30 protein-coding genes are annotated in these 26,067 nt (G+C 68.2%); 11 read left to right on the top strand and 19 right to left on the bottom strand.

Going from position 1 to position 26,067, the window contains the following annotated elements; genetic code table 11:
- The first annotated feature begins 163 nt into the window (after nucleotides 1-163).
- Complete coding sequence (locus tag D103_RS0109080) at nucleotides 164-1,030, top strand: SUMF1/EgtB/PvdO family nonheme iron enzyme (RefSeq protein WP_018876562.1); 867 nt, start codon at nucleotides 164-166, stop codon at nucleotides 1,028-1,030.
- 154 nt (nucleotides 1,031-1,184) lie between these two features.
- Here the strand turns inward: D103_RS0109080 and D103_RS0109075 are convergent, their stop codons facing one another.
- The 6 genes from D103_RS0109075 to D103_RS0109050 form a co-directional block, all read right to left on the bottom strand.
- Complete coding sequence (locus tag D103_RS0109075; RefSeq protein WP_018876561.1) at nucleotides 1,185-1,583, bottom strand: type II toxin-antitoxin system VapC family toxin; 399 nt, start codon at nucleotides 1,581-1,583, stop codon at nucleotides 1,185-1,187.
- A complete protein-coding gene (locus D103_RS0109070) occupies nucleotides 1,583-1,828 on the bottom strand; it encodes a type II toxin-antitoxin system Phd/YefM family antitoxin (protein ID WP_018876560.1) in 246 nt (81 codons plus the stop codon). The genes D103_RS0109075 and D103_RS0109070 overlap by 1 nt, the downstream gene beginning before the upstream one ends.
- Nucleotides 1,829-2,031: 203 nt before the next feature.
- Nucleotides 2,032-2,286 carry a Txe/YoeB family addiction module toxin gene (locus D103_RS0109065; RefSeq protein ID WP_018876559.1) on the bottom strand — a complete coding sequence of 85 codons (255 nt, stop codon included), beginning with the start codon at nucleotides 2,284-2,286 and terminating at the stop codon, nucleotides 2,032-2,034.
- Nucleotides 2,283-2,534, bottom strand: coding sequence for a type II toxin-antitoxin system Phd/YefM family antitoxin (locus D103_RS0109060; RefSeq protein WP_018141477.1), 252 nt, complete (start codon nucleotides 2,532-2,534; stop codon nucleotides 2,283-2,285). Before D103_RS0109060 ends, D103_RS0109065 begins: the two co-directional genes overlap by 4 nt.
- A 233-nt stretch (nucleotides 2,535-2,767) precedes the next feature.
- On the bottom strand, nucleotides 2,768-3,307 hold the full coding sequence (locus D103_RS0109055) for a protein disulfide oxidoreductase (protein WP_018876558.1): 540 nt from the start codon (nucleotides 3,305-3,307) through the stop codon (nucleotides 2,768-2,770).
- On the bottom strand, nucleotides 3,304-3,735 hold the full coding sequence (locus D103_RS0109050; protein WP_018876557.1) for a hypothetical protein: 432 nt from the start codon (nucleotides 3,733-3,735) through the stop codon (nucleotides 3,304-3,306). Before D103_RS0109050 ends, D103_RS0109055 begins: the two co-directional genes overlap by 4 nt.
- 136 nt (nucleotides 3,736-3,871) lie before the next feature.
- Between D103_RS0109050 and nadA the strand changes: the two genes are divergently transcribed.
- From nadA to D103_RS0109035, 3 genes are all read left to right on the top strand, one after another.
- Nucleotides 3,872-4,954, top strand: a complete 1,083-nt coding sequence (nadA, locus tag D103_RS0109045; RefSeq protein ID WP_018876556.1) for a quinolinate synthase NadA — start codon at nucleotides 3,872-3,874, stop codon at nucleotides 4,952-4,954.
- Between the two features lie 154 nt (nucleotides 4,955-5,108).
- On the top strand, nucleotides 5,109-5,333 hold the full coding sequence (locus D103_RS0109040; RefSeq protein WP_018876555.1) for a DUF433 domain-containing protein: 225 nt from the start codon (nucleotides 5,109-5,111) through the stop codon (nucleotides 5,331-5,333).
- Nucleotides 5,334-5,666: a DUF5615 family PIN-like protein gene (locus D103_RS0109035; RefSeq protein ID WP_018865526.1), complete on the top strand. Its 333-nt coding sequence runs from the start codon at nucleotides 5,334-5,336 to the stop codon at nucleotides 5,664-5,666.
- A gap of 58 nt (nucleotides 5,667-5,724) precedes the next feature.
- Here the strand turns inward: D103_RS0109035 and D103_RS0109030 are convergent, their stop codons facing one another.
- Nucleotides 5,725-5,931 (bottom strand): hypothetical protein, encoded by a 207-nt coding sequence (locus D103_RS0109030; RefSeq protein ID WP_018865527.1) that lies wholly within the window; start codon nucleotides 5,929-5,931, stop codon nucleotides 5,725-5,727.
- A gap of 86 nt (nucleotides 5,932-6,017) precedes the next feature.
- Between D103_RS0109030 and D103_RS0109025 the strand changes: the two genes are divergently transcribed.
- Complete coding sequence (locus tag D103_RS0109025; protein WP_018876554.1) at nucleotides 6,018-6,371, top strand: hypothetical protein; 354 nt, start codon at nucleotides 6,018-6,020, stop codon at nucleotides 6,369-6,371.
- Nucleotides 6,372-6,792: 421 nt separating this feature from the next.
- On the opposite strand, the gene D103_RS0109020 is transcribed toward D103_RS0109025, so the two are convergent.
- Together D103_RS0109020 and D103_RS0109015 are read right to left on the bottom strand one after the other, a co-directional pair.
- Entirely contained in the window at nucleotides 6,793-7,323 is a 531-nt protein-coding gene (locus D103_RS0109020) for a hypothetical protein (RefSeq protein ID WP_018865529.1), read from the bottom strand.
- Between the two features lie 167 nt (nucleotides 7,324-7,490).
- Nucleotides 7,491-8,072: a thioredoxin family protein gene (locus tag D103_RS0109015; RefSeq protein WP_018876553.1), complete on the bottom strand. Its 582-nt coding sequence runs from the start codon at nucleotides 8,070-8,072 to the stop codon at nucleotides 7,491-7,493.
- 114 nt (nucleotides 8,073-8,186) lie between these two features.
- Here D103_RS0109015 and D103_RS0109010 point away from each other — a divergent pair, with 114 nt between their 5' ends.
- Complete coding sequence (locus D103_RS0109010) at nucleotides 8,187-8,927, top strand: ferredoxin--NADP reductase (RefSeq protein WP_018876552.1); 741 nt, start codon at nucleotides 8,187-8,189, stop codon at nucleotides 8,925-8,927.
- Nucleotides 8,928-9,103: 176 nt separating this feature from the next.
- Here the strand turns inward: D103_RS0109010 and D103_RS0109005 are convergent, their stop codons facing one another.
- Complete coding sequence (locus tag D103_RS0109005) at nucleotides 9,104-9,874, bottom strand: S9 family peptidase (RefSeq protein WP_018876551.1); 771 nt, start codon at nucleotides 9,872-9,874, stop codon at nucleotides 9,104-9,106.
- A gap of 133 nt (nucleotides 9,875-10,007) precedes the next feature.
- On the opposite strand from D103_RS0109005, the gene D103_RS0109000 reads away from it, so the two are divergent.
- Nucleotides 10,008-10,208, top strand: a complete 201-nt coding sequence (locus tag D103_RS0109000) for a YdcH family protein (protein ID WP_017942660.1) — start codon at nucleotides 10,008-10,010, stop codon at nucleotides 10,206-10,208.
- Between the two features lie 358 nt (nucleotides 10,209-10,566).
- Here D103_RS0109000 and D103_RS0108995 read toward each other — a convergent pair whose 3' ends face one another.
- Nucleotides 10,567-11,862, bottom strand: a complete 1,296-nt coding sequence (locus D103_RS0108995) for an NAD(P)/FAD-dependent oxidoreductase (protein WP_018876550.1) — start codon at nucleotides 11,860-11,862, stop codon at nucleotides 10,567-10,569.
- A 17-nt stretch (nucleotides 11,863-11,879) separates the two neighbouring features.
- Nucleotides 11,880-12,191 (bottom strand): c-type cytochrome, encoded by a 312-nt coding sequence (locus D103_RS0108990; protein ID WP_018865534.1) that lies wholly within the window; start codon nucleotides 12,189-12,191, stop codon nucleotides 11,880-11,882.
- A 225-nt stretch (nucleotides 12,192-12,416) separates the two neighbouring features.
- On the opposite strand from D103_RS0108990, the gene D103_RS0108985 reads away from it, so the two are divergent.
- Nucleotides 12,417-12,725 carry a PilZ domain-containing protein gene (locus tag D103_RS0108985; RefSeq protein ID WP_081618392.1) on the top strand — a complete coding sequence of 103 codons (309 nt, stop codon included), beginning with the start codon at nucleotides 12,417-12,419 and terminating at the stop codon, nucleotides 12,723-12,725.
- A 29-nt stretch (nucleotides 12,726-12,754) separates the two neighbouring features.
- Here the strand turns inward: D103_RS0108985 and D103_RS0108980 are convergent, their stop codons facing one another.
- Together D103_RS0108980 and D103_RS0108975 are read right to left on the bottom strand one after the other, a co-directional pair.
- On the bottom strand, nucleotides 12,755-13,147 hold the full coding sequence (locus D103_RS0108980) for a DUF3775 domain-containing protein (protein WP_018876549.1): 393 nt from the start codon (nucleotides 13,145-13,147) through the stop codon (nucleotides 12,755-12,757).
- A 3-nt stretch (nucleotides 13,148-13,150) separates the two neighbouring features.
- Nucleotides 13,151-13,462: a DUF2288 family protein gene (locus D103_RS0108975; protein WP_018865537.1), complete on the bottom strand. Its 312-nt coding sequence runs from the start codon at nucleotides 13,460-13,462 to the stop codon at nucleotides 13,151-13,153.
- Nucleotides 13,463-13,557: 95 nt separating this feature from the next.
- Between D103_RS0108975 and D103_RS0108970 the strand changes: the two genes are divergently transcribed.
- From D103_RS0108970 to D103_RS0108960, 3 genes are read left to right on the top strand one after another with little or no spacing between them, the layout of a single operon-like run.
- Complete coding sequence (locus tag D103_RS0108970) at nucleotides 13,558-13,887, top strand: PepSY domain-containing protein (protein WP_026279137.1); 330 nt, start codon at nucleotides 13,558-13,560, stop codon at nucleotides 13,885-13,887.
- The gene (locus tag D103_RS0108965; protein ID WP_018865539.1) at nucleotides 13,884-14,600 is read left to right on the top strand and encodes a response regulator transcription factor; all 717 of its coding nucleotides are present in this window, start codon (nucleotides 13,884-13,886) and stop codon (nucleotides 14,598-14,600) included. Before D103_RS0108970 ends, D103_RS0108965 begins: the two co-directional genes overlap by 4 nt.
- A 25-nt stretch (nucleotides 14,601-14,625) precedes the next feature.
- Nucleotides 14,626-15,960 (top strand): HAMP domain-containing sensor histidine kinase, encoded by a 1,335-nt coding sequence (locus D103_RS0108960; RefSeq protein ID WP_018865540.1) that lies wholly within the window; start codon nucleotides 14,626-14,628, stop codon nucleotides 15,958-15,960.
- 45 nt (nucleotides 15,961-16,005) lie between these two features.
- Here the strand turns inward: D103_RS0108960 and D103_RS0108955 are convergent, their stop codons facing one another.
- The 5 genes from D103_RS0108955 to D103_RS0108935 all read right to left on the bottom strand — a co-directional run bounded on the left by D103_RS0108955 (nucleotide 16,006) and on the right by D103_RS0108935 (nucleotide 25,869).
- Nucleotides 16,006-17,262, bottom strand: coding sequence for an FAD-dependent oxidoreductase (locus tag D103_RS0108955; protein WP_018876548.1), 1,257 nt, complete (start codon nucleotides 17,260-17,262; stop codon nucleotides 16,006-16,008).
- A 25-nt stretch (nucleotides 17,263-17,287) separates the two neighbouring features.
- Complete coding sequence (hrpA, locus tag D103_RS0108950) at nucleotides 17,288-21,217, bottom strand: ATP-dependent RNA helicase HrpA (RefSeq protein ID WP_018876547.1); 3,930 nt, start codon at nucleotides 21,215-21,217, stop codon at nucleotides 17,288-17,290.
- 2 nt (nucleotides 21,218-21,219) lie between these two features.
- Nucleotides 21,220-21,810, bottom strand: coding sequence for an SPOR domain-containing protein (locus tag D103_RS0108945; RefSeq protein WP_018876546.1), 591 nt, complete (start codon nucleotides 21,808-21,810; stop codon nucleotides 21,220-21,222).
- 3 nt (nucleotides 21,811-21,813) lie between these two features.
- Complete coding sequence (gene argS / locus D103_RS0108940) at nucleotides 21,814-23,577, bottom strand: arginine--tRNA ligase (RefSeq protein ID WP_018865544.1); 1,764 nt, start codon at nucleotides 23,575-23,577, stop codon at nucleotides 21,814-21,816.
- Nucleotides 23,578-23,664: 87 nt separating this feature from the next.
- Entirely contained in the window at nucleotides 23,665-25,869 is a 2,205-nt protein-coding gene (locus D103_RS0108935) for a primosomal protein N' (RefSeq protein ID WP_018876545.1), read from the bottom strand.
- Nucleotides 25,870-26,067 lie beyond the last annotated feature (198 nt).

The following is a 26,067-nucleotide window of genomic DNA, read 5'->3' as shown; positions in this document are numbered from 1 at the left end:
GCTTGCCTACAGGATGGCGGCGCCGGTGTTGAGTGGTTCAGGCTGCCGGCTGATGAGGGGGCGTAGTGCCCGGGTACGGGCGGGAGATTACTTCGCTTCGCTCGCAATGACGAGTTTTGTGGGTGTCTGCCGGGCGCAGAAAGATCAGGAGGTCAGCAGGCTCATGGTGAAGGACGTGCAGCGGATGGATCAGGCGGATCTGCTGGATCTGCAGCAGCAGGCGGCGCGTGCGGCAAGGCTGGACGTCACGTTTCGCGACGAGGCCCGCTCTGGGGCGCCGACGCCGGAGCTGCAGGTGATCCCGCCCGGCGAGTTCGAGATGGGTTCGGATGCCTCGGAGTACGGCCATCAGCCGCACGAGGGGCCGCGCCGCTACGTGGCGCTGGAGCGGCCCTTCGCCCTGGGGCGCTACGCGATTACGCGCGAGGAGTGGGAGGCGTTCCAGGCGGCGACGGGCTGGGAGCCCTGGGAGTGGCTGGTGTGGCCGAGTACGCCGCGCATGCCAATCTTCAATATCAAGCCGGATAGTATCCAGCAGTACCTGGACTGGCTGAGCGAGGAGACGGGCAAGCGCTATCGTCTGCCGACCGAGGCGGAGTGGGAATACGCCTGCCGGGCCGGTACTCGCACGCCGTTTGCCTTTGGCGAAGTGGTGGGGTGTCGCGACGTGCACTTCAATTCGCTGTTTCCGTACGAGGAGCGACGCCAGCGGCGCAAGTGGTACATCCCGGCGTGTTTCCCGCTGTCGCGGCCGCTGGATGTGGGCAGCTTTCAGCCCAACCTCTGGGGGTTGTACGACATGCACGGCAATGTGCAGGAGTTTACTTCTACGCCATGGCACGACAGCCACGCGAACTGTCCCCGCGACGGTGTCTATCGCGCCGACCCGGACAACGAGTGGGTGGTCACCAAGGGCGGTTCCTGGTTCGATGCCGCCGTGAATACCCGCAGCGCCGCCCGGCGCCGCCGCAACATCGACGAGATGGATACCAACCTGGGCTTCCGCGTCCTGCGCGAGCTGGAGGCGTAGGCCCCGGGCTGGCGGTGGCAGGGGCTTCGCGCGTAAGGCGCGCCCCCTGCGGGGAACGGTTCGGCGCTGCGGCGAGGCTTGGGTCTTGTGTAGGAGCCCAGCCCTCTGGGCGATGGGGCGTAGGCCGGGCCCGATCGGCCAGAGGGCTGGCCTCCTACAGTGGGGCGCTGCCCTGTTCCGGTCGGAACAGGTGGATCTCCAGGCCCTCGATGTGCCGATAGTGCCGATCGTTGGCCGTGACGAGTGGCAAGCCCAGCTGTGTGGCGGTCGCCGCAATCAGCGCATCGGCCATCTGCATGTTGTGGCTGAGGGCGTAGGTCTCGACAAGGAAGGTTGCGCGGTTCGAGATGGCTTCGCTTACCGGTTGGATGCGGGCATCCCAGTACTGGACGGCTTGGCGCAGCGCGCGGAATTCGGACTGGTCGCGCAGCCCCTGGACGAGTTCCATGTAGGTGACTGCGGACACTGTGAATCCCGGCGAGCTGTCGAGCCATTCGCTGGCTCGCTGATTCCCGCGCAGATTCCAGATCAGGACATCCGTGTCCACTAGCATTACTTGAAGTTCCTGGGTTGCCGGATCCGGCGGATGTGTTCGTCGACCGGGTCGGTTTGGTCGCGCCAGAGCCCGAACAGCGGGTTATGTGCGGGGCGCGCCTGGGTCGCTTCACTGCGAGCCCGGTAGGGGACAAGTCGGGCGCGCAGCTGGCCCCGGTAGGTGATCTCGATCTCCTCCCCTCGGTCCACGGCGGCAAGCAACTCGCGGCTGTGCAGGCGCATGTCCTTGGTGGTAGCTTCCATGACGGCCTCCGTTGGTTACACTTTGAAGTGTAACTAAAGTGCGTTGGTGGTCAAGAAGCTGGGTTGCCGGCCACGATCATTTTGATGTGTTTCGCTGCGCTCAGCCGCATCCTACGAGGGGTTTCTTGAGCGTAGGGTGCACTGAGCGGAGCGAACTGCACCGTTCGCTTGGTCGCGAACGTTGGCGCATCCGATGCTTCCGGTCAGTAGTGGTAGCGGAGCTGCGCGATCAGCAGGGTTCCGTCGTCCACCTTGTATACGATGCGGTGTTCGCTATCGATCCGGCGGGACCAGTAGCCGGCAAGGTTGTGCTTGAGGGGGTCGGGCTTCCCGATGCCCGTAAACGGGTCGCGCTGGATGGCCTTGATGAGCTCGTTCACGCGGCGAAGGGTTTTCTTGTCGTGTCGTTGCCAGTAGAGATAGTCCTCCCAGGCAAGTTCAGCAAAGAGTAGCCTCACTCCTCCAGGCTCCGTTCCTTGCCTCCCCCTTGCTCCAGTTCGGCGACCGAGGCAAGCAGGCGCCGAGCATTCTCTGGTGCCCGAAGCAGGTAGGCCGTTTCCTGTAGCGCCTCAAAGTCTTCCAGTGACATCATGACCACGGAGGGGGCTTTGTTGCGGGTGATGATAATCGTGGAATGGTCTTCGCAGACCTGTTCCATCGTCTTGGCCAGATTGCTCCGCGCTGCGGTGTAGCTAATGGCGTCCATGGAGTACCCCTTGGGTCCGGATCTGTACATGTACGGGATAATGTACGATTCGGCGTGAGCCATAGCAAGCGAACGGACCATCGTTGATGGACGCTTATGGGAGCTGCTCGGTACCAGCCGGGGGCGCACGTTGGGGGGTAATGCGTGTCGCTCCGTTCAACCGCATCCTACGGTTGGATTGCGGCGCGTAGGGTGCACTGAGCGCAGCGAACTGCACCGTTTACTGGAGGCTGTTACAGCCAGCGGGCGAGCCAGAGGCGCAGGCGGAGTTCGAACGGGGGGGCGTAGCCCTGCTTGCGGAAGACGATGTCGCCGTCGGGGTTGATGATGAACGTGGCCGGCACGCCGCGGACGTTGTACTGCGCGGCCAGGGTGCCCTGCGGATCGTTGATCACGGCCAGTTCCCGCTCGCGTTCGTTCAGGTGGTCCAGCACCTCTTCTTCCACGCCCGATTGCATAGCGACCGTCAGCACCGGGTGGCTTTGGGACAGGCGCACGATCTCGCCTTCTTCCAGGCGGCAGATCGGGCACCAGGTGGCCCAGAAGTGGAGCAGCATGGGCTCGTCCGCGTAATCCGCGAGCGTTACCGGCGTGCCATCCAGTAGCTGGGCCTGGAACTCGGGGGCCGGGCCCTCGACCATGTCGCGCGCCATCCAGGCGCGCACGACCAGAAAGATCACCAGCGCCAGGCCGATCTGGATGCCCCAGGACAGCGCGCGGCGGCGGCCGGAGGGCTTCGGGCGTTTCGGTTTCTCGGGCGTGGTCTCGGTCAACGGATCATCTCGGCTTGTCCGGGGCGAGCGCGGGTGCCGCGTTTTTTCGGGCCCTTGCGCACCGCGATGCGTACCAGTTCGTCCTCGTCGTCCATCAGTCGTTCCCGCTGGGCCTCGGTGAGCAGCGGGTTGCGCGCGACGAAGTAGCGCAGGTTGGGGTCGCGATCGTTCACGCAGGCCTCGACCTGGTCCGGGGTCAGGTCCGGGCGTTTGGCGCAGTTCAGGCGTACGGTCTGGTTGGGGTCGGCCAGGAGCAGCGCGACTTCCTCCGGCGTCAGGTCCATACGCCGGGAGAAGTACGCCTTCACCTGGGCGTGCTGGTCGCGGACCAGCAACGGTCGCCAGCGCTCGTCAAGCGCTCCGGAGAGGGCCAGGTCCATGCGCTCTTCGAATGACAGCGCCTTGTATTGGCGGGTGAGCTCGTCCATCGGGAGGGCATTATAGGCGCGCTGCTTGGGTTACGCGGGCACGCCCCCACAATTTGCAGGAACGACAGCACGCCGGGGCCTGTCGTACCATAAGCAGACGATAATCTTCTCCGACTGCTTCGGAGAGCGAGGGATCATGAACGCACCCGTAGCCGACAAGCCGCTTTACCACGTGCCGAGCACGGCCCACGTGACGGCTTCGCTGCACGCGTTGACCGATGCCCAGCGCGACGAGCTGGTGCGCCGCATCAAGCGCCTGCTGATCGAACGCAACGCGGTGCTGGTGGCCCATTACTACGTGGACGAGTCGCTGCAGCGCCTGGCGGACGAGACCGGCGGCTGCGTGGCCGACTCCCTGGAGATGGCACGCTTCGGCAAGGAGCACCCGGCCGAGACGCTGGTGGTGGCCGGGGTGCGCTTCATGGGCGAGACGGCCAAGATCCTGAGCCCGGAGAAGCGCGTGCTGATGCCGACACTGGAGGCCGAGTGCTCGCTGGATCTCGGCTGTCCGGCGGACGAGTTCGCGAAGTTCCGCGCCCAGTATCCGGACCACACGGTGGTGGTGTACTCCAACACCTCGGTGGACGTGAAGGCGCAGGCCGACTACGTCGTCACCTCCAGCATTGCCGTGCCGCTGGTCGAGCACCTGCGCGATCAGGGCAAGAAGGTGCTGTGGGCCCCGGACAAGCACCTGGGCGACTACATCCGCCGCACCACCGGTGCCGACATGGTGCTGTGGGACGGCTCCTGCGTGGTCCACGACGAGTTCCGCTCCTGGGCCTTGGAGGACCTGCGCGGCCGCCACCCCGGTGCCGCGGTGCTGGTGCATCCGGAATCCCCGCGCGAGGTGATCCATCAGGCCGATGTGGTCGGCTCCACCAGCCAGCTGATCGCGGCGGTGAAGAACCGCCCGGAACAGGAGTTCATCGTCGCCACCGACAAGGGCATCTTCTACAAGATGCAGCAGGCGGCCCCGGGCAAGACCCTGATCGAGGCCCCCACCGGCGGCCATAGCGCCACCTGCACCAGTTGCGCCCACTGCCCGTGGATGGCCATGAACGACCTGGTCTCGCTGGCCGAGACGCTGGAAGACACCGCCGAACCCGCGAAGAATGAGATCTTCGTCGACGAGACCGCGCGCCAGAAGGCCCTGGTGGCCACGCAGCGCATGCTCGACTTCGCCGCCGAACACCGCAAGGCTACCGAAGGCGACGCCTGACGAGGTGTCTTGTAGGAGCCTGCTTGCAGGCGAAGCCCCTGCCCGCGCCCGACTCTGGCGAACATGATATGCGCGGACCCGTTTGCTCCAGCATTGGTCCGATAACGATACACTTCGTCGATACATTCTCTGGTCGTCTGCGCAGGAGGCCATCATGAGCGAGTTGCAACGCATCACCTTTGATCCGGAAATCTGCGGTGGACGCCCTTGCATCCGCGGCACCCGGATGCGAGTGCGGGATGTCCTTGACCTTCTGGCGGCAGGGGCCTCGCGGGAGGAAATTCTGGAGGACTACCCCTACCTGACGGGCGAAGACATTACCGAGGCGTTGCGGTTTGCCGCGCGTCAAACGGATCACCCTGTTCTTCACCTCGCCTGAATGCGCTTCCTGGTCGACGCTCAGCTGCCGCCGGCCCTTGCGCGTTGGCTCGTTGACCAGGGTGTTGCGGCCGAGCATGTTGCGGATGTTGGACTTCTTGAGGCTTCCGATAAAGAAATCTGGGCGGAAGCTCTCCGAACGGGGGCCGTCATCGTGACCAAGGATGAGGATTTCGCCGTGTGGCGCTCCGCGGACTCGGGGGCCTATCCAGCCGTCGTCTGGCTTCGAATCGGAAATACCCGGAAAGCGGCCTTGCTCGAATGGTTCAAGCCGCTTCTACCTCGCGTGCTCCGGGCGCTGGAGAACGGCGAATCGCTGATTGAAGTCGACTGAGCGAGCGGCCCCTCGCTGAGCGAGTCCTGACACCACGTCTACTCAGGTGGAGTTGAAGTTAGCGGTCGTTCAGCCAGGCGGCCCACTGGGAGTGGGTGGAGACGTCCACGCCGTCGGCCTTCGCCGCCTGTTGCAGGTGGGTCTGCAGGTCGGCCATCAGTTCGGAATCCATCAGATCGGGCTCCAGGGTGAGCTGCGCATGCAGCGTGCTGTAGACGAGCTTGAGTTCATTTACCGGGTACTGCGACCAGTCGAGGTGGGCCATGGCGTCCGTTCTCCGTTTCGATCATTTGGGTTATAGCCTGAGGGTGGCCTGCGGTGCCATTCAAAAGCACTTGCGCGGGTGCGGAGATGTTTAAGCGCCGTGCACGTCTGCTGGTGGCGTCGGAACGCCCGGACGGGCGTGCCGCGCGCGTGGCGGAGCTGGCCGCGGCGGCCGAGTTCGAGGACTGGATCGAGGTGCGTCCGGCGCGCGCGATGGGCGCGCTGACGGATGATCACCTGGCCTGGGCCGATTTGCTGGTGGCGGTCGACACCGCCGCCGCCCGCGCCATGCCCGAACATCGGCCCGCGACCTGCCGCCCGAAATACTGGCGCTTGCCCGCCGAGACCGGCGCGGAGCTGGATCTACAGGCCCTGGAGGCCTTGCGTTGCATGGTTGGCGGGATGCGTATGCTGGCGCGGGTGGATGCCGAAGACGCCTGAGGGGCATGTCGGCGCGTCCCGTCCAGTGTTCTTCAAGACGCGAGGCATTGCCTTGCGAATCCCGAGTCATCCCGGCCGCAGCAAAGCGGAGAGCCGGGATCTGCGGTGGTTACTTTGACCGGGCGTGTCAGATCCCGGATAACCGCTGCGCGGTTTCCGGGATGACGTCGAGAGGGGTGATCGGGGATACCCGGGCGTGATCGCGAGGGGCGCGCCCGGGTTGGTTCCGACCGATCGCCACGGCGCTGCGCGTCTCGCGATGACGATGCTTCTCGCAGTTCGCGTCATGGCGAGGCCCCGTCAGGGGCCGTGGCCATCTGCGGACGCAACCGCTGAGGGTTGCCTGGCTCGGCGTCGGGGCTGTCCACGCGGCTCGCTGCTGCACGTCACGCGATGACGGGTCAGTTTTCCCTGTGGCCTCCTAGTCGGGGGTGTAGGGCGTCGGTGCGCGAGCGTGCAGCTGGGCCAGGTGGTCTTCGTAGAGGGTCCAGATGCGCGGCGCGATGGCGCCGCGTGTACCGGGGTAGGTGAGGCGGTCGGGGTTGAAGCTGATCAGGCGTTCGATCTCGGTGCAGCGCAGTTCGTCGTTGATCACGTTGAAGATCAGGATCTGCGTGCCCTGGTCGGCGATGGGCAACAGGGCGCCGATGATGCCGGTGTCGTTCAATCCGGGCTCGCCGCGGGCGTCGCCGAGCTCGGCTGGGGGGCGCACCAGCGTCCCCAGCAGTTCCTGGTAGGCCTGATCACAGGCGTAGCAGATCTCGGGCGCGCGCAGCCCCTGCACCCGGGCGCAGGCCTGTTGCACGGTAGTGTCGGGCAGGGCCATGCGCTCCGGTGGAATCGGGATGCGGTTCGATTCGCCATTCGGCAGCAGGCGCGGTACCGCCTCCTGACAGGACGGGCATCGCCAGGTGGCGATGCGGGGGCCGTCGATTACGTTGCTGGGAGGCATCTGGCGACCCTCATCCGGGGGTTCGGGGCGGCATGCGGCGCGCGGTAGCGAACGCCTGGGTTGCTGGCTGATGAGGGCGGGGCCATTCGCGGGCAGGCTCGCTACCACAGGGGCGGGCCCACCGGTCCTGCCCCCTGGGTCGTCCTCGTTTCAAGCGAGCCTCCTGTTCAGCCGAAGTAGTCCGGTTCGTTACCGGGGCGCCACTTGATATTGCAACCGAGGCTGGGATGCTGCGGCTCCGGTGCCGGCTGGCCGGCGAGCAGGGCATCGCTGGCGGCGCGCAGGTCGCGGCCGGTGACCGGGGTGTCGGAACCGGGGCGGGTCTCGTCGAACTGGCCCCGGTAGTACAGCTTGCGATCGGCATCGAACAGGTACAGGTCCGGGGTGCAGGCCGCGTGGTAGGCCTTGGCGACGGACTGGTCCTCGTCGAGGCAGTACGGGAAGTTGTAGCCGAAGCGGCGGGCGTCGTCCTTCATCTTGTCCGGGGCGTCGTCCGGCACCGCCTGGATGTCGTTCGAGTTGATCGCGATTACCGCGATGCCCTTGTTCGAGTATTCGCGGCCATAGCGCGCGAATTCGTGGCGGATCAGCTGCACGAACGGGCAGTGATTGCAGATGAAGGCGATCATGTAGCCTTTCGCGTCGGGGAAGCTGTCGAGGCTGACGTTTTCGCCGGAGACGACGTCCGGCAGGGAGAAGTTGGGTGCCTCGGTACCGAGTTCGATCATCTGCGAGGGGGTGCGGGCCATGACTGCTCCAGTGGTCGGATTTGCGACAATTATACGGCGTTGGCCGGGGATGCTTGAAACCTTCCCGCCTCGCCCGCAATCTTTGAACAATACCTGAGTAATGGAGTAGGGAATATGGGCTGGGTGACCGGTGTCGTACGGGAGCGCAAGCAGTGGACGGACCGCCTGTTCTCGCTGCGCGTGGATGCCGAGGTCGAGCCGTTCAAGGCGGGGCAGTTCAACCGCCTGCGCCTGGAGATCGACGGGGAGATGGTGGGACGGCCGTATTCGTACGTGAACGCCCCGGGCGAGACCCCGCTGGATTTTTACCTGATCACCGTGCCGGACGGCCCATTGTCCAACCGCCTGGTGCAGCTGGAGCCGGGTGATCAGGTGGAGCTGATGCCGCGCGCGACCGGCTTCTTTACCTTGGACGAGCTCCCCGACAGCCGCGACCTGTGGTTGTTGTCCACCGGTACCGCGCTGGGTCCGTTCCTGTCCATCCTGAAGACGGACACCCCGTGGGAGCGCTTCGAGAATATCCGTCTGGTCCACGCGGTGCGCCAGGCGGAGGAACTTACCTACCAGGAAGCCATTCGGGAGTTTCAGGAGCGCGACGCGAAGCGGTTTCAGTACATCCCGTTCGTCAGTCGCGAGCCGTTCCCCGGGGGGCTCGAAGGGCGGGTGCCGGCCGCGATCGCCGAGGGCCGGCTGGAACACCACGCGGGCCTGAAGATTACCCCGGAGCATTCGCAGGTGATGCTGTGCGGCAACCCGGCCATGGTGCAGGACACGACCGCGATCCTGAAGGAGCGCGGCCTGGCGAAGAATCGCCGGCGCAAGCCGGGGCATATCACCACCGAGAACTATTGGTAGGCCCGGGGCTTTTTGGATTCGGGCCGGCCCTCTCGCCCTTCGCTCGCGAAGATCGCCCAAACTCGACAGGCTCCCGGGGCCATGTTGTAGGAGGCCAGCCCTCTGGCCGATGGGGTTTTGCCGGCGCCTGATCGGCCAGGGGGCTGGCCTCCTACGGGCTGTGGCTTGCGCTGGGGCTAGTCCAGCAGGTTCGCCGACCAGGCGCGGATCAGGCCCGCCACGTAGCGGGTGTGTTCCGGGCGCGAGAGCAGGTGGTCGGCCTGGTGCAGGGCGACGAAGCTCTTGGGGTGCTGCGCCTGCTGGAAGATCTTGCGGGCGTGATCCACGCTGACCACCGTGTCGCCCGGTGAGTGCAGCAGCAACAGCGGCCGCTGCAGCGTGTCGAGTGCGTGGTCCAGGGTCGGCTCCTCGATCGACTCGATGAAGGCGTGCCCGATCTCCACCGGGCGTCCGCCGATGCTGATCCGGGCGGAGCCCTCGCGCCGGATCTCGTCGGCCGTGTCCCCGAACAGGTGGGCGACGTGGCCGGGCCGGCTGGGGGCGGCAATGGTGACGACGCCGTCCAGCGTCTCGCGCTGCGCGCCGACATGGATCGCCATGGCCCCGCCGAAGCTGTGACCGACCAGCAGGTTGGTGTGCCGCCCGGTGAAGGTCTCCAGCGCCTCGAGCGCCGAGTGGAGGTCCTCGCAGTAGGTCTCCAGCGTGCTGTCGCGGAACTCGCCCTCCGAGTCACCCAGGCCCATGAAATCGAAACGCAGGGTGGCGATGCCTTCCTCGGCGAGGGCGCGCGCCAGCCGTACCGTCGCCGGGAAGTCCTTGGAACAGGCGAAGCAGTGCGCGATGCAGGCCTGACCGCGAATGGCATCGGCCTCGGGTGCGACCAGTACGCCGCCCAGACGGGGGCCGCGCGGGGTCTGGATGGTGAGCGGGGTGTTGTGGATCGCCATCGAGCAGGCTCCTGAAGGGCGGCTATGGTCCCGCCGGGGACGGTCTGCGATCATACGGGTTTGATGATCCGAATGGCCACGCGGGATTCTCCTGCCACGCGGCCACCACTTCACGGGACCACTGGGGGCCGGCTTGGAAACCGAGAGTCAGATTCGCGCACGCCTGGCCGAGCTGGAGGCCGAGCACCGGGCTCTGGATTCCGCTATCGGCGTGATGCACGAGCAGGCCGCACCCGACATCTTCGCCATCCAGCGCCTGAAGAAGCGCAAGCTGCAACTGAAGGACGCGATCCAGCGCCTGCGCAGCCGGCTGATCCCCGACCTCAACGCCTGACCCGCCTTATTCACCACGAAGCACACGAAGGCACGAAGAACGGCAAGGTCAAGATCGGTTAAACCACAGGGGACACAGAGCGCACAAAGAAGGGCAGGATTTTCAAGCTCTATCAGGCGAGTGGAATGTGTTGATTCAGGGGAAACGGACTCGGCTGAGCTGTTTCAAGTTACGGCTGCAATTTACAGCGCTCCGCCGAACCCACCCTTCGCTTTTAACATCATCACCGGTTTTCTCCGTGCCCTCTGTGGTGCACACGCCCTTGACCTTCTTCGTGCCTTCGTGTGCTTCGTGGTGAGCAAAAAAAACGGCGCCCGGAGGCGCCGTTCGAGTGCGTTCCGTGACGGAACGGCTGGGGTCAGCCCCAGATGTCGCGGGTGATCCCGGCGTACCAGGCCCGGGTGTACTGCGCCTCGCGGCTTCGGAAGCTGGAGCTGGCGCCCGACGGGCTGACGCCTCCGGCGCCGGAGACCCCGGCCATCGCGCCGTCCTGGTACTGGTAGACCGCGGCCACGCTGATCGCGTAGTCCGGGGTGACCAGGCTGTAGCAGGTGTTGGCGGAGGAGGGGTTGATCGGCTCCTGGCCGGACAGTTCGCGCACGACCGCGGCCGCGACGATCTTGCCCTGGTTGTTGGCCGAGTGGCCGGACTTCGGCATGGCGCCCGCCACGCTGGCATCCCCCAGGACGTAGATGTTGTCGTCCATCTCCGACTTGAAGGTGAGCTGATCCACCGGGACCCAGCCCTCGTCATTGGTCAGGCCCACGTCGTGGGCGATCTGGCCGGCGCGCTGGGCGGGGATGAAGTTCAGCACGTCGGCACGGACGCGTTCGAAGCCGCTGTCGGCCAGCACGGTCATGTTGTCGACATCGATTTCCTCGGCGCGACCGCCCTCCGAGCCGGCGCGCCATTCAATCATGTCGCCGTAGTGCTCGGCCCAGCCTTCCTCGAACAGGCCCTGCTTGGAGAAGCCATCCTTCGGATCCAGGATGATGATCTTGGAGCGCGGCTTCTCCTGCTTGAAGTAGTTCGCGACCAGTGACACCCGCTCGTACGGCCCCGGCGGGCAGCGGAACGGGTTCGGCGGGGCGACCATGACGAACACGCCGCCGTTCGGCATGTTTTGCAGCTGGGAACGCAGCAGCTCGGTCTGCGAACCGGCCTTCCAGGCGTGCGGGACACGGTCGGCGTCGGCCTCGGAGATGCCGGGCATGTCGTCGTAGCGGAAATCGATCCCCGGGGACATCACCAGCTTGTCGTAGCTCATGCTGTCGCCGCCGGCCAGGCGCACGCTGCGCGCGGAGGCGTCCACCGCGGTCACCCGGTCCTGGACGATCTCGATGCCGTAGTCATCCCGCAGGGTGTCGTAGCCGTGGGCGATGAAGTCCATGTCCGCGAAGCCGCCGATCACCCAGTTGCTGCCATAGCAGGTGTGGTAGGTGGCGTTCGGCTCGATCAGCGTCACGCGCATGTCGGGCGAGAACTGCTTGATGTATTTCGCGGCGGTCGCGCCGCCGGAGCCGCCGCCCACGACCACGACGTGAGCCTTGTCGGCCCCGCGCATGCCGTTGGCTGCACAGCCAATGCCAGCGAAGGCCGCGGCACTGCTGATGCCGGCGACCTTCAGGAAATTGCGTCGAGTAAAGTCATGCATGATGTGATTCCCCCTGATCAGAAGCGGCTGAAGTAGCCGGCCATCGCTTCGATTTCCTCGTCGGTGTAGCCCTTGGCGTGACGATCCATGATCGTCGCGTCACGGTCACCGTCGCGGAATGCCCTCATCTGGCTCTCGATGACATCAGCGGGAATCCGGCCCAGATCCGGTACACCCTCCTGAGCGCCGGCCGCGTTGTGGCAGGCCTTGCAGGAGGCGGCCATCAGCTGGCCCCGGGTGATTTCGTCGTCGGCAAGGGCCTGGGTAGCAGTGCCCGCCATCGCTAGCGAGGCGGCAAGCCCCACCAGGTACAAATGCGATTTCTTCATTGGAACGGACTCCTCCGTTAGAAGTGGCTTTTTGCGAGCGACAGCTGTGGAGTACTGCCTTCATCCTCGGGCCCGGTGTGGTGATCCGGGTTGTGATTTGCGCCACCGGGTTCGAGCCCGGTAGTTGCGCCTGATCGCGAAAACCAACGATCATGGAAATCGTATAGCACACAGAAAGCGCCTTTTCGATACATTGCAAAGGCATCTGCCACCAGGAGGAGTGCCATGACAGGGGAGCGGCGTCGTCATCCACGGATCCCGATGACGGTCGAGGTCGTGGCCGAGTGCGAAAGCGGGGACACGGTGACCCTGACCACCAACGACATCTCCGGCGGCGGAGCCTTCCTGCAGTGGGACGATCCGGAAAACGCCTGTGTGGGGCACCTGATGAAGCTCGCATCGGATGACGAGTTGATGCTCCAGGTCTTCGGCATGCTCGGGGATGGCGGCGAGGCGCCGCGGGTGAAGGCCCAGGTGGTGCGGGTGATGGACGGCGGCATCGCCGTGCGCTTCGATCCCGAGGAGCTCGAATAGGGGTTGCCCCGATACCCGAGGCGGCCGCGCTAGTCCTCGCGCTCGATCTGTTCCAGGCCCGCGGCCCACTCGTCGGCGATCATCGGGTTCGTCAGCAGCCAGTGCACGGTGTCCGCGCTCCAGTCGTCGCGGGCCTCCTGCAGTGCGGTATCCCAGTCCGTGACCGCGTAATCCCCGCGCCCGACGCCGCTGAGCGCCTGCAGTTCCGCCTGTTGTTCCGGGCCCAGGTCGCGCAGCGTGCCCTCCAGCTCCTGCAGGGTCAGGTCGCTGGCGTGGTCGGCCAGCACCTGCAGGGCCCAGTCGTCGTCACTGCCCTCGGCGCCGGTATCCGGGAAGACCACGTCCTCCTTGGCGTGGAACTCGCGGGCGGCCTGGATCAGCCGTTCCAGGGTCTCGCCGGGGATGCCAAGGGAGACGGCCATCGTCTAGTGGGACGGGGTCCGCTCCTGGGCGAGGACCCAGGGCGCAGCCACGATGGCGGTGAAGATCGGATCGTTCGCGGCCCAGCGCCGGGCATCGTCATCCGAGGCGCGGGCGACCTGGTCATTGGCTAGCCATTCGCTGACCTGATGCGTGGCGTCATCGCGGAAGGCGCGGGCCACCTCGATCAGGTCCAGTTCCGGTGCCACGCGGATCACCACGCCGCGGGCGAAATGCGGCATGAGCTCCTTCCACGGCAGCGGACCGGCCTCTTCTTCCAGGGGGGTCTCGGGTTGTTCGGCAGGGGCGTCTTGCATGACGGTTCCGGTCGGTTTCAGATAGGGTTCAGGCTAGGCCGATACCCTTGCATCTTCAAGACCTTTCCACGCAAATCCCCGGAGGATGCGCCACCATGCGACCCACGCCGGATCTCCAGCCCGGACACCGCGAGCGGCACCCGATGCGGCGTCGCTCGGGCCCGGTGCGGGCGCTGGCCATGCTGTTCCTGGTCGCGCTTCCGGCACAGGCGCAGTTCAATACCGACGACCCCGAGGCCGCGGTCTGGGACCTGGACGAGGCCGTCGCCCAGATCGAGGCACATTACCCGGGGCGGGTCCTGCATGCCCGCGAGGATGTCAGCCGCTACGGGGCGCGCCTGTTCGTGATCCGGATCCTGACCAACGACCAGCAAGTGCGTACCCTGCGCATCGAGGAAGGTACGGAAGTGGAGCTCCCGGAATGAATCTGCGCGTGGTACTGATCGAGGATGACGTTGCCCTGCGCAACCAGATCGGCGAGGAACTGGACCGCAGCGGCTGCCGCGTGGATACCGCCTCGGATGGCGAGACCGGATTGTACCTGCTGACCGAGTACCACTGCGATATCGCCGTGGTCGATCTTGGCCTGCCCGGCATGGATGGCCTCGACGTGATCCGCAAGGCGCGCGAGTCGAAGCCGCGCCTGCCGATCCTGATCCTGACCGCGCGCGACCGCTGGCAGGACAAGGTCGAGGGTCTGGAGGCCGGCGCCGACGACTACCTGGCCAAGCCCTTCCATATCCAGGAACTGCTGGCGCGCCTGCGCGCCCTGGCGCGCCGCAGCCTGCAGTCAGGCCAGGAGCGGCTGCACTTCGGCCCGCTGGTGATCGATACCGCCGGCGACGAGGTCTGGTTGAATGGCGAATCGGTGACCCTGACCACATTCGAGTACCGCCTGCTGATGACCCTGGTGCGCCAGCCCGGCCGGGTGCTGAGCAAGGACGCGCTGGCGGACTACCTGTACGACCACGACGAGGACCGCGAGAGCAACGTGATCGAGGTCCTGATCGGTCGCCTGCGGCGCAAGCTGGATGCCGATGGCAGCCTGGGGCTGATCGAGACCCTGCGCGGGCGCGGCTACCGCTTTGCCCGCGAACCCGACCCCGCCCCGGAAAACGAGTCGGACAGCGCCCGATGATCCACCCCGAGGCCGCCCGGTCCGCATGAAGGCGGCCCTGCGCAAGCTGCGCGGCAGCCTGGTGCTGCGCCTGGCGGGGGTCACGGCCGTCACCGTGCTGATCTTCTCGCTGCTGACGGCCTGGGTGCTGGAGGCGGCCTTTCGCGACAATGCGGCGGACGCGGTGGAGACCCGGCTGGAGGCGCAGGTGCTGCTGCTGATGGGGCTGGCCGAGGTGATCGGGCCCGCGGATGTACGGGTCCCCGAGATGCTCCCCGAAAGCCGGCTGCAACTGCCGGTCAGTGGTCTTTATGCGCGCATCCTCGGCGAGGAGGGCCAGACTCTCTGGCGGTCGCCCTCGACGGTGGGCGTCTCGCTGCGTGGCTGGTCGGAGGACGAGTACTTCAGCTTCAGCCTGCCCGTGCAGTGGGAGCTGGAGGGCGACCAGGTGGGACTGACCTTCCAGATGCTGGAGGACCGCGAGGCCTTCAATGAACAGGTCGAACAGTACCGCGTAAGCCTGTGGCAGGGGCTGGGCGCGATGACCCTGTCCATGATCCTGGTGCTGTCGCTGGCGCTGTGGTTCTGGGGGCTGCGCCCGCTGCGCCAGGTGCGGCGCGACCTGGACGCCCTGCGCCATGGCGACCACGCCCGTCTGGGCGGGTACTATCCCACCGAGGTCCGCGCCCTGACCGGCAGCATCAACGACCTGGTCGAGTTCGAGCGGGCCCGCCTGGCGCGCCAGCAGAATGCCCTGGCGGACCTGGCCCACAGCCTGAAGACCCCGATCTCCGCATTGCGCCTGAACCTCGAGAGCGCGCGACCGGACCCGGACGACATGCAGCACCAGGTCGACCGGTTGCAGGGGATCGTCCAGCACCAGCTGAATCAGGCGCAGCGGCTGGGGCCGGCCCCGTTCCAGGCTGCCGAGCCGCTGGCGCCGATCATCGAGCGAACCGGCCAGGCGCTGGGGCGGCTCGCCGCGCAGGAGGGGGTGACGCTGGAGACCGACCTGGCCCCGGGCTGTGCCCTGCGCATGGACGGTGGCGCCATCTTCGAGTTGTTGGGCAATACCCTGGACAACGCCATTCGCCATGCCACCAGCCGGGTGCGGGTCACGACGCGCTGCCAGCCCGGCGAGGTGATGCTGATCATCGACGATGACGGTCCGGGTATCCCGCCGGCCGACCGGGCCCGGGTGCTGGAGCGCGGCCAGCGCGCGGACACACGCGGCGGGCAGGATGCCGACCGGGATACCGGTCAGGGGCTCGGGCTCAGCATCATCCATACCCTGGTCACCGACCACCGCGGGACGCTGTTCATCGAACAGGCCCCGGATCTGCACGGGGCCCGCATCCGCATGGTGTTCCCGGGGGGCTGAATCGACTTACCGGGGTGCTATCCCGCAACAGCCGGTTCGCGCGGATCAGAGCCCCAGGCCTTCCATCGGCAGGCTCGGTGTTTCGCCCAGCACTCCGGCCCGCACCAGTGCCGCCGCCCCGCAGGCAAAGGTCCAGCCCAGGTGTCCGGATCCGGTGTTCAGGTGCAGGCCCGTGATGGCGGTGGGGCCGAGGATCGGTGTGCCGCGGGCGCTCATCGGGCGCAGGCCGGTCCAGGGGGCCATCGTCTGCGGGTCGAAGGTTGCGGGGAGGCCGGTCAGGGTGCGCCGGCACTGATCGAGAACATTGGCCGCGCGCTCGATGTTCAGGTGGCGGTCGCGGCCGGCAAATTCGGCGGTACCGGCCAGGCGCAGGCGCGCCCCCAGCGGGGTCATCACCACCTTGTTGGCGTCATCGATCAGCGGCAGGTTCAGCCGGCAGTCGGCGTCCATCGGCAGGGTCAGCGAATAGCCCTTTACCGGGGCGACGGGCAGATGAAGCCCCAGCGGGCGCAGGAGGTCCGGGGCGTGGTAGCCATTGGCGACCACGCAGGCATCCGCCGCGATCGGCCCTTCGGAGGTCTCCACCGCGTCGATGCGGCCACGGTGGGTGCGCAGGCGCCGTACGGTGACGTTCGGGTAGTAGCGGATGCCCCGGCGCTGGCCGATCGCGAGCAACTGCTCGGTGAACCGTGCCGCGTCGCCGATCGCATCCCCGGGGAAGAACAGCCCGCCGCACAGGCGGTCGCGGACCGGGGCCAGTGCCGGTTCCTCCGCGATGATCCGCTCCACGTCCCAGTCTTCGAAGCGCACGTCCTCATCCATCATCGCCTCGCTGGCGGCGCGATTGTGGGCCTGGCTGGCCGGGTCCTGGAACAGCTTCAGGATGCCGCAGCGGCGAAAGTCGAAATCCAGCCCCTCGGTCGCCAGTTCCCGCTGCAGGCGGTCGATCTCCCGGAGCGAGAACGCCGCCAGGCGGGCATTCAGGCGGGTGTGCTGCTCGAACAGTGAGCGCCGGCTGTGCCACAGGAAGCGCAGGCCCCAGCCGGCCAGCCCCGGCAGGGCGCGCGGACGAAGCAGCAGCGGCGACTCCGTGCGCCCGAGAAAGCGCAGCAGGTCCAGCCCGACGCCGGGGGTGTTCCAGGGCTCGGCATGGCTCGCATGCAGCATGCCGCCATTGGCCTGGCTGCAGCCGGTGGCGGGGGCGGGGCCGGCATCCACCAGCACGACCTCGGCCCCGGCCTCCCGCAGGTACCAGGCGGTGGTCACGCCGATCACGCCGGCCCCGATCACGACTACGCGCATCCGTTGCTTCCTCTGTCCAGATTGCTTATTGGCCGCTTGCCAGTCGTTGGATCACGTCGGTGTATTCGCGTTCCAGCCGTTTCGGCGACACCTTCTCGCGCGTGCCCAGTTCCTGGGCGAACTGCGAGACGCGAAACTCCTCGATGCGGTAGCGAAAGGCGAGAACGTCCGGGTGGTCCGATGCCCGTGCGATCAGCTCCTGTGCCTGCTGCCACAGCGGCTCGACCGCCACGCGTCGGGCGCGGTCCTTGTCCGGGGCCTGGGTCAGGCGTTCCAGGCGCTTGTCGATTGCCTGCAGGTAGCGCGGCAGCTCGGGCAGCACGGTGTGCGGGGTGCGCAGCAGGAAGTCGGCCGGGACCAGCGCCTCGAGCTGCCCGCGGATGTCGCGCGCGGCCTCGATCCAGGACAGCGGCAGATCCCCCTGCAGCCGGGTGCGCAGGTCGTGCCAGTGGCGCAGGATCTCGGCGGCCAGGCGCGAGAGCTCCATCACCGTGGGCGAGAACTCGGGCAGGCTGGCCTCCAGGCGCTCTTGAAAGTTCTCGGCATCGCGCGGCCACGGCTCGGCCAGGAACACCCGGTCGGCCGCGGCCTCCAGGATTTGGTCGCGCAGGGCCTCGCAGCTGCCGAGCGTCGAGTAGTTCAGGCAGGCGCGCTCGATCTCCGGGAGCTGGCGGCGCAGGTCGCGGGCGGTCTTGCGCACGCCCAGCAGGAACAGCCGGCGCAGCCCCGCTCGGTGGGCGCGTGCGGCCCGCGCCGGGTCCGGTTCCAGCTCCAGCGAGACCGCATCGCCGCGGTCGACCAGGATCGGGAAGGCGCGCAGCTGCGCCCCCTGGTGGTCGAATTCGACGCTCTCCGGCAATGCGCCGAAGTCCCACTCGGTGATCCCCCCGCGGGTGATCTCGTCCGGGCGGCTGGCGTCGAAGTGGGCCTCGGCGCTGTCGCCCAGCCGGCGCTTCAGCGCGGCCAGGTCGCGGCCGCTGGCCTGCTCGTGGCCTTCCGGGTCGAGGATGCGAAAGCGCATCACCAGGTGTGGCTCGAGGTTCTCCGGGCGCCAGGCATCCAGCGGGATCTCGGTGCCGGTCATCGCGCGCAGGGCCTCGGCCAGCGCCGGGATCAGCGGGCCCTGGCGGTGCTCGATGCGCGCGAGCGCGGCCTGCGCGAAGTCCGGCGCGGGCACGAACTGGCGGCGCAGGCCCTTGGGCAGGCTCTTCAACAGGGCGGTCACGCGCTCCTCCAAAAGCCCCGGCACCAGCCAGTCGCCCAGCCAGTCGGGTACCGCGTTCAGCGCGGCGATCGGGATGGTCACGGTCACGCCGTCGTCTGGCTGACCGGGCTCGAAGCGGTAGGCCAGCGGCAGGCGCAGGCCCTCGACCTCCAGATGGTCGGGGTAGGCCCCTTGCGGGAGCGCGGTGTCCGGCTCGTTCAGCAGTTCCGCACGGTCGATCCGCAGGGCGTCGGGGTCCCGCTTCTCGGCCTTGCGCGCCCAGGTCTCGAAGCTTGTGCCGTCGGTGATGTCTTCCGGCAGGCGGGCGTCATAGAAGTCGAACAGGCGATCCTCCTCCACCAGCAGGTCGCGCCGGCGCCCGCGCGCCTCCTGCTCGGCGATCTCGGCCACGGCCTCGCGGTTGGCCTGTACCCCCTTCGAGCGGGTGCGCAGCTCGCCGCCGACCAGGCCCTCGCGGATCATGATACGCCGCGCCTCGGCCGGGTCGTGTCTTGCGAAGTCCACCGGCTTTTTCGGGGCGACGACCAGGCCGTACAGGGTGATGCGGTCGAAGGCCCCGACGCGTCCGCTGCGACGCTGGAAGTGCGGCTCGAAGATATGGTGCTTGAGCAGATGCGCCGCCGCGGCCAGGATCCAGTCGGGCTCGATACGGGCATTGTCGCGGGCGTAGACACGGGTGGTCTCGGCGATCTCCGCACTCATCACCCAGGCGGGTTTCTTCTTTGCCAGGACCGAGCCGGGGTGGATCTGGAAGCGGCGGTTGCGCGCGCCGAGGTAGTCGCCGCGCTCGGTCTTCTGCCCGATCTGGCTGACCAGCCCGGTCAGCAGTGCGCGGTGCACGGGCTCGGCGTCGGCCGGTTGGTGGTTCGGCTTCAGGCCCATCTCGCGGGCTTGGCGCAGCAGCTGCACGCGCAGTTCCTGCCACTCGCGCATGCGCAGGAAATTCAGGAAGTGCTCGCGGCACCAGCGTTTGAGCGCATTCGAGCCGAGATCCTCGCGCGCGGTGTGCCAGGCCTCCCACAGCCGCAGCATGCCCATGAAGTCGGAGCCCTCGACCTGAAACTCCCGATGGGCCTGGTCCGCCGCCTGGGTGGCCTCGGCCGGGCGTTCGCGCGGGTCCTGCAGCGACAGGAACGCGGCGATAGTCGCGGTCTCGGTCACGCAGCCGTGGTCGGCCCCGGCCAGCAGCATTGCACCGTGGCGCGGGTCGATGGGCATGCGTGCCAGCTGGCGGCCGCGCGGGGTGATGCGCCCGCGCGCGTCCACCGCACCCAGCTCCTCCAGCAGGCGGTAGCCGTCCTTGACCAAGCGTGGATCGGGTGGATCCACGAACGGGAACTGGCGCGGCTGACCGAGCTTCAGCGCGGCCATCTGCAGGATCACCGAGGCGAGGTTGGAGCGCTGGATCTCCGGGTCGGTGAAGGGCGGGCGCAGGTGGTAGTCGTCCTCCGCGAACAGCCGGATGCAGATGCCGGGGCCCAGTCGTCCGCAGCGCCCGGCGCGCTGGTCGCAGGCAGCCTGCGAGATCGGCTCCAGGCTCAGGCGTTGGACCCGCGAGCGCCAGGAGTAGCGCGAGACGCGGGCCAGACCCGAGTCGATCACGAAGCGGATGCCGGGGACGGTCAGCGCGGTCTCGGCGACGTTGGTGGCCAGCACGATGCGCCGGCCGGCGTGCGACTGGAATACCCGCGACTGCTCGCGCGCGGACAGGCGCGCGTACAGTGCCAGGACCTCGGTGTCGGCGCGCACCTGGCCGCGCAGGGCCTTGTGGGCGTCGCGGATCTCGCGCTCGCCGGGCAGGAATACCAGGATGTCGCCGGGGCCGGCGCGCTCGCATTCGGCCACCGCCTCGCGGATGCCGTCGAACAGGTCGCGCTCGCCGCGACCGGCGTCTTCGTCCTCGTCGGCCGCGTCTTCCGGCTCGATCGGGCGGTAGCGCAGCTCCACCGGGTAGGTGCGTCCGGCCACGGTCAGGATCGGGGCGTCGTCGAAGAACGCGGACAGGCGCTCCGGGTCCAGCGTCGCGGAGGTGATGATGATGCGCAGCTCCGGGCGCTTCTTCGACAGGCGCTTGAGCACGCCCATCAGGAAGTCGATGTTCAGGCTGCGCTCGTGCGCCTCGTCGACAATCAGGGTGTCGTAGGCGCGCAGCTCCGGGTCATGCGCCAGCTCGGCAAGCAGCATGCCGTCGGTCATCAGCTTGACCCAGTTGTTCGGCCCGGTCTGGTCGGAAAAGCGCACCTTGAAGCCGACGGTGGAGGTCTTCTCACCCCCCAGCGTGGTGCCCAGTTCCTCGGCGATGCGGCTGGCGACCGAGCGCGCGGCGATGCGGCGCGGCTGGGTGTGGCCGATCAGCCCGGTCTCGCCGCGCCCGGCCTCCAGGCACAGCTTGGGCAGCTGGGTGGTCTTGCCGGAGCCGGTCTCGCCGCACAGCACCAGTACCGGGTGTTCGCGGATCGCGGCGACAATGCGCTCGCGCTCGGCGTGGATCGGCAGGTCGCCGGTGTAGACGGGCTGCGGGCGCAGACGGGCGCGCTCTTCAGTGCTTCCTTCGGCGTGGTCCAGGCGGTCGGCCAGGGTGCGAGCCAAGCGGTCGCAGGCCTGCCCGCGCTTCTGGCGCTGGCGGGCCCGGCGCAGCAGGTCCGCGAGGTGCTTGCGTTCGGGGCCGGCGGGCAGCGCCTCGATACGGGCGGCGAGGGCGTCGAGTTCCGGTGCGGGGGCCGGTTCCACGGTCAGCCCTGGTAGCGCAGACGCAGGGCCTCGATGTTCTCGGTGCGCAGGCGCTCCAGCGCCTGGCGCACGCGGTCCTCGTCACTGAACGGGCCGAGGTACACGCGGTACCAGGTATCACCCTGGATCTCGACCTCGTGCACCTGCGGGTCGAGGCCCAGCAGGGTCAGGCGGGCCTTCATCTCGTCGGCCTGGGCGAAGCGGCGGAACGACCCGGTCTGCAGGACCACCGGCTCCCCCTCGCTGGGGGATGCGGCGGGCGGCAGGGTCGGGGCCGGGGTGTCGCGCTCGGACTCGGGTACGCGGATCTCGTCCTCGGGCAGCAGCTCGTAGTAGCGAAACCGCGGTTCGTCGTCCGACGGTACGGTGTCGCGCTCCACGGGCGCCGGGGTCGGGGCCGGAGCGGCGGTCTCGGTCCCCGGGTCGCCGAACAGCGCGCCCAGATCCGGTGAGCGGTCGGCCCCCTGCAGGTACAGCACGGCGGCAATGCCCAGCCCGATCAGCAGGCCGATCAGCATCCACACCCAGCCGGGGATCGGGCGCGCGGCCTTGCGCGGGGTGGACTTGCGACGGGTCTTGCGGGCCTGGGCCATGGTCTACATCCGTTCCGGGGCGGTCACGCCCAGCAGGCGCAGGCCATTGTGCAGCACCTGCTTGGCCCCGGTCAGCAGGGCCAGGCGTGCGCCGATCACGGCGGCATCCTCCGCGTTCAGGAATGGCACCGCGTTGTAGTAGGCGTGAAAGCCGGCTGCCAGCTCGCGCAGGTACTGGGCGATCTGGTGCGGTTCGCAGGCCTCGGCGGCCGCCGCGATCACCTCGGGGAAGCGGTCCAGGCGATCCAGCAGGTCGTCTTCCTGCGGCTCGGTCAGGCGCTCGGACAGCCCGGTGTCGTCCAGCGCGCTGGCGGCATGGCCGCGCTCGGCCGCAGTGCGCAGCACGCTGGCGATGCGCGCGTGGGCGTACTGGATGTAGTACATTGGGTTGTCGTTGGACTGCGACTTGGCCAGGTCCAGGTCGAAGTCCAGGTGCTGGTCGCAGCGGCGCTGCACATAGAAGAAGCGCGCGGCATCCGACCCGACCTCGTCGCGCAGTTCGCGCAGGGTGACGAACTGCCCGGCGCGGGTGGACATCGGCAGGCGTTCGCCCCCGCGGTAGAGGATCGCGAACTGTACCAGTAGCACGTCCAGGCGATCGGCCTCCAGGCCCAGGGCCTGCAGGGCGGCACGCACGCGCGGGACGTAGCCATGGTGGTCGGCGCCCCAGATGTTGATCACGCGCTCGAAGCCGCGCTGGAACTTCTCGCGGTGGTAGGCGATGTCGGAGGCGAAGTAGGTGTAGTCGCCGTTTTCGCGGCGCACCACGCGGTCCTTGTCGTCGCCGTAGTCGGTGGAGCGGAACCACAGGGCCCCGTCCTTCTCGTACAGCGCGCCGTGCGCCTCGAGATCCTGCACCGCGGCATCGATCGCGCCGGAGTCGGCCAGGCTGCGCTCGGAGAACCAGCACTGATACTCGACCCCGAACTCGCGCAGGTCGTCGCGGATGTCTTCGAGGATGGCGTTCAGGCCGCAGTCGAACACCGTGCGGTACAGCTCCGGGCCCAGCAGCTCGCGGGCGCGGGCGATCACCGCGTCGATGTAGATCTCCTTGTCGCCACCGGCCGGCTCGTCCGGCGGGAGGTCGCGGGTGACGGCCTCGGTCGCGTGCACGGCCTGTTCGCCGATCTGTGCGGTCAGGGCCTCGGCGACCGGATAGATGTAGTCACCCTGATAGCCGTTGGCCGGGAACGGGACCTGCACCCCGTGCTGTTCCAGATAGCGCAGCCAGACGCTGGCGGCGAGGATGTTCATCTGCCGCCCGGCGTCGTTTACGTAGTACTCGCGGGTGACATCGAAGCCGCAGAAATCCAGCAGGTCGGCGACGGTGGCGCCGAACGCCGCGCCGCGGCCGTGGCCGACATGCAGCGGGCCGGTGGGGTTGGCGGAGACGAACTCCACCTGCACCGGGCGACCGCCGCCCACGCTGGAGCGGCCAAAGTCGGCGCCCTGGGTGGCGATGCGGCCGAGCACCAGCGTGCGGGCATCCGCGGCCAGGCGGAAGTTGATGAAGCCGGGGCCGGCGATCTCGGTGGCGGCGAGACCGGGTACCTCGGGCATTGCGGCGCTGAGGGCCTCGGCGAGGTCACGCGGTTTGCTCTTGGCCGGGCGCGCGAGCTGCATCGCGAGGTTGCTGGCAAAGTCGCCGTGTTCGCGGTCGCGGGCGCGCGTGACCTGCACCTCGACACCGTGATCGGCGGGTACACGGCCATCGGCCACCAGGGTCTCCAGGGCGGCCGCGAGGGCCTCGGTTAGGGTGTCTTTCAAGAGGGGCTCGATCCGTCGTGTAAAAAGGGCCGCATTCTAACCCGGAAGCGGCGCACGTGCCGCCCCGGCGCCTGCCGCGGGAACGGGTCAGGCGAGCGAGACGGGGTCGATGTCGATGGCGATGCGGGTGCCGCGCGGCAGGTCGTCGGCCTGCCAGGCGTGGCGCGCCCGTGCGAGGCCCTCGTGCAGGGGGTTGCGGCGCGTGGACTGCAGCAGGATCTGTTCGCGGAAGCGGCGGTTGACGCGATGACGCGGCGCGGGGGCCGGGCCCAGTACCCGCAGGCCCTCGGTCGCGGCGCTGCGCAGGTGGGTGGCGACGCGCTCGGCATGGCGGCGGGTGGTCTCGGCATCGCCGGCCTCGACCCGGACCAGGGCCAGGTGGCCGTGGGGCGGCAGCTCGGCGGCGGCGCGTTCCTCCAGCAGGGGCGCGACCATTGCCGGGTAGTCGGCGGCATCCAGTCCGCGAATCAGGGGGTGGTCGGGATGCCCGGTCTGGAGCAGCACGCGACCGCCGCCGGAACCACGCCCGGCGCGGCCGGCGGCCTGCACGATGAGCTGGAGGGTGTTTTCCGTGGCGCGCAGGTCGACGCTGAACAGGCCCTGGTCCACGTCGATCACACCGACCAGTCCGACCTGGGGGAAGTCGTGGCCCTTCGCCAGCATCTGGGTGCCGACCACGATCGCGGCATCCAGCTGGCGGATACGGTCCAGTGCCGCCTCCAGCGCGCCCTTGTGACGGATGCTGTCGCGGTCCAGGCGGATCAGGGGGGTGGTCGGGAAGTGCCGCGCCAGGGCCTGTTCCAGCCGCTGGGTGCCGAGGCCGCGCTGCGCCAGCGGCTCGCCGCATTCCGGGCAGCGCTGGGGGCGGGGTTCCTGGTGGCCGCAGAGGTGACAGACAGCGCGCGGGTTGTGCGCGTGAATGGTCAGTCGCGCATCGCAATCCGGGCACTCGGCCACCCAGCCGCAGGCGTCGCAGGCCAGTACGCGGGCGAAGCCGCGGCGGTTGAGCAGGAGAAAACACTGGTGGCCGGCCGCCAGGGTCTGCTGCATGGCCTCGAGCAGCGGGGCGGTCAGACCCTCGTCCGGGAGATGTACGCGCGTGTCCACGGTCTCGACGGTGGGTGGGCGGGTCCCGTCCGGGCGTGTGGTCAGCCGGGCGTGGGCGTAACGGCCCGTGGTGGCCGCGTGCAGGCTTTCCAGGGTCGGGGTGGCGGAGCCCAGAACCACCGCGGCCTGCTCCAGCTGGCCGCGCTTGATCGCCAGGTCGCGCGCGTTGTAGCGGAACCCGTCCTGCTGTTTGAAGGCGCTGTCGTGTTCCTCGTCGACGATGATCAGGCCGAGGTCGGGCAGCGGGGTGAAGAGGGCCGAGCGGGTGCCGACGACGATGCGGCGCTGACCCTGGCGGGCGGCCTCCCAGGCGCGCAGGCGTTCGCCCTCGGCCAGGCCGGAGTGGAGCAGGGCGATCTGCCCGGGAAACCGCTGCTGGATGCGCGCGCTCAATTGCGGGGTCAGGGCGATCTCGGGGATGAGGAACAGCGCGGCGTGCCCGCCTGCCAGCACGCGTTCGGCCATCTGCAGGTAGACCTCGGTCTTGCCGCTCCCGGTCACGCCCTCCAGCAGCAGCGGTGCGCCGGTCCCGGGTGTCAGGGCCTCAACGGCGGTGCGCTGGTCGGGGGTCAGATCGTGGTCGCTGGTGGTCGGCGGTGGCGGCTGTGTCGGGTCGGGCGTGATCGTCTCCAGCCAGCCACGCGCCTCATAGTCGCGCAGTTCTCGCGGGGCCAGCTGCAGGCCGGTCGCGGCGGCCAGGGTGGCGCGATCCAGGGCCGTGGCCGCGTGTCCCGGCTCCAGGGCGCGGAGGACCGCCTGCTGGCGCCGACCGCGCGCGAGGCCGTCGGCCAGGGCGCGGGTGCCCTCGGGGGTGATCCGCCACAGGGTTTCGGGGGTGAGGGCCGGCAACGGGTCGCCGTGGCGCAGGGCCGGTGGAAGTGCCCCCAGCAGGGCCTCGCCCAGCGGGTGATGGTAGTAGCGGGCCCCGAATCGCAGGAGCTCCAGCAGGCGGGGCGAGAGGAGCGGTTCGCTCTCCGGGGCCTCGTTCACCGCCCGCAGGCGTGCGGGCGGCACGTCACTGGTGGTCGCCAGCTCGACCACCAGGCCGACCGTGGAGCCTCGGCCGAAGGGCACGCGAACCCGCTGTCCGGGCGTGAGCGACAGGCCTTCGGGGATGCGGTAGTCAAACAGCCGATCCAGGGGGCGATCCAGCGCGATGCGGGCGATTCGGGGCGCGACGGGCATGGGCCCAGTTTACTGCGTCGGGGCCCGGGAAGGGGGAGTCGGTTGCCTCAGGGCGGGTCGGGTTGTTATCCACAAAAGCTGTGGATAACTCCGTGGGTGAAACGGGGGGAAGGGCCCTAAATGCTTGTTACTGCTGGGGGCGTCTTGGATTGGCCAAAAATCGACCAGAAGCCAAAAGAACCGAATAAACAGTTCGTT

The sequence above is a fragment of the Thioalkalivibrio sp. ALE31 genome (genome assembly GCF_000377405.1).
Classification (GTDB): Bacteria; Pseudomonadota; Gammaproteobacteria; order Ectothiorhodospirales; family Ectothiorhodospiraceae; genus Thioalkalivibrio.
This window is presented reverse-complemented; position numbering and strand designations above follow the sequence as displayed.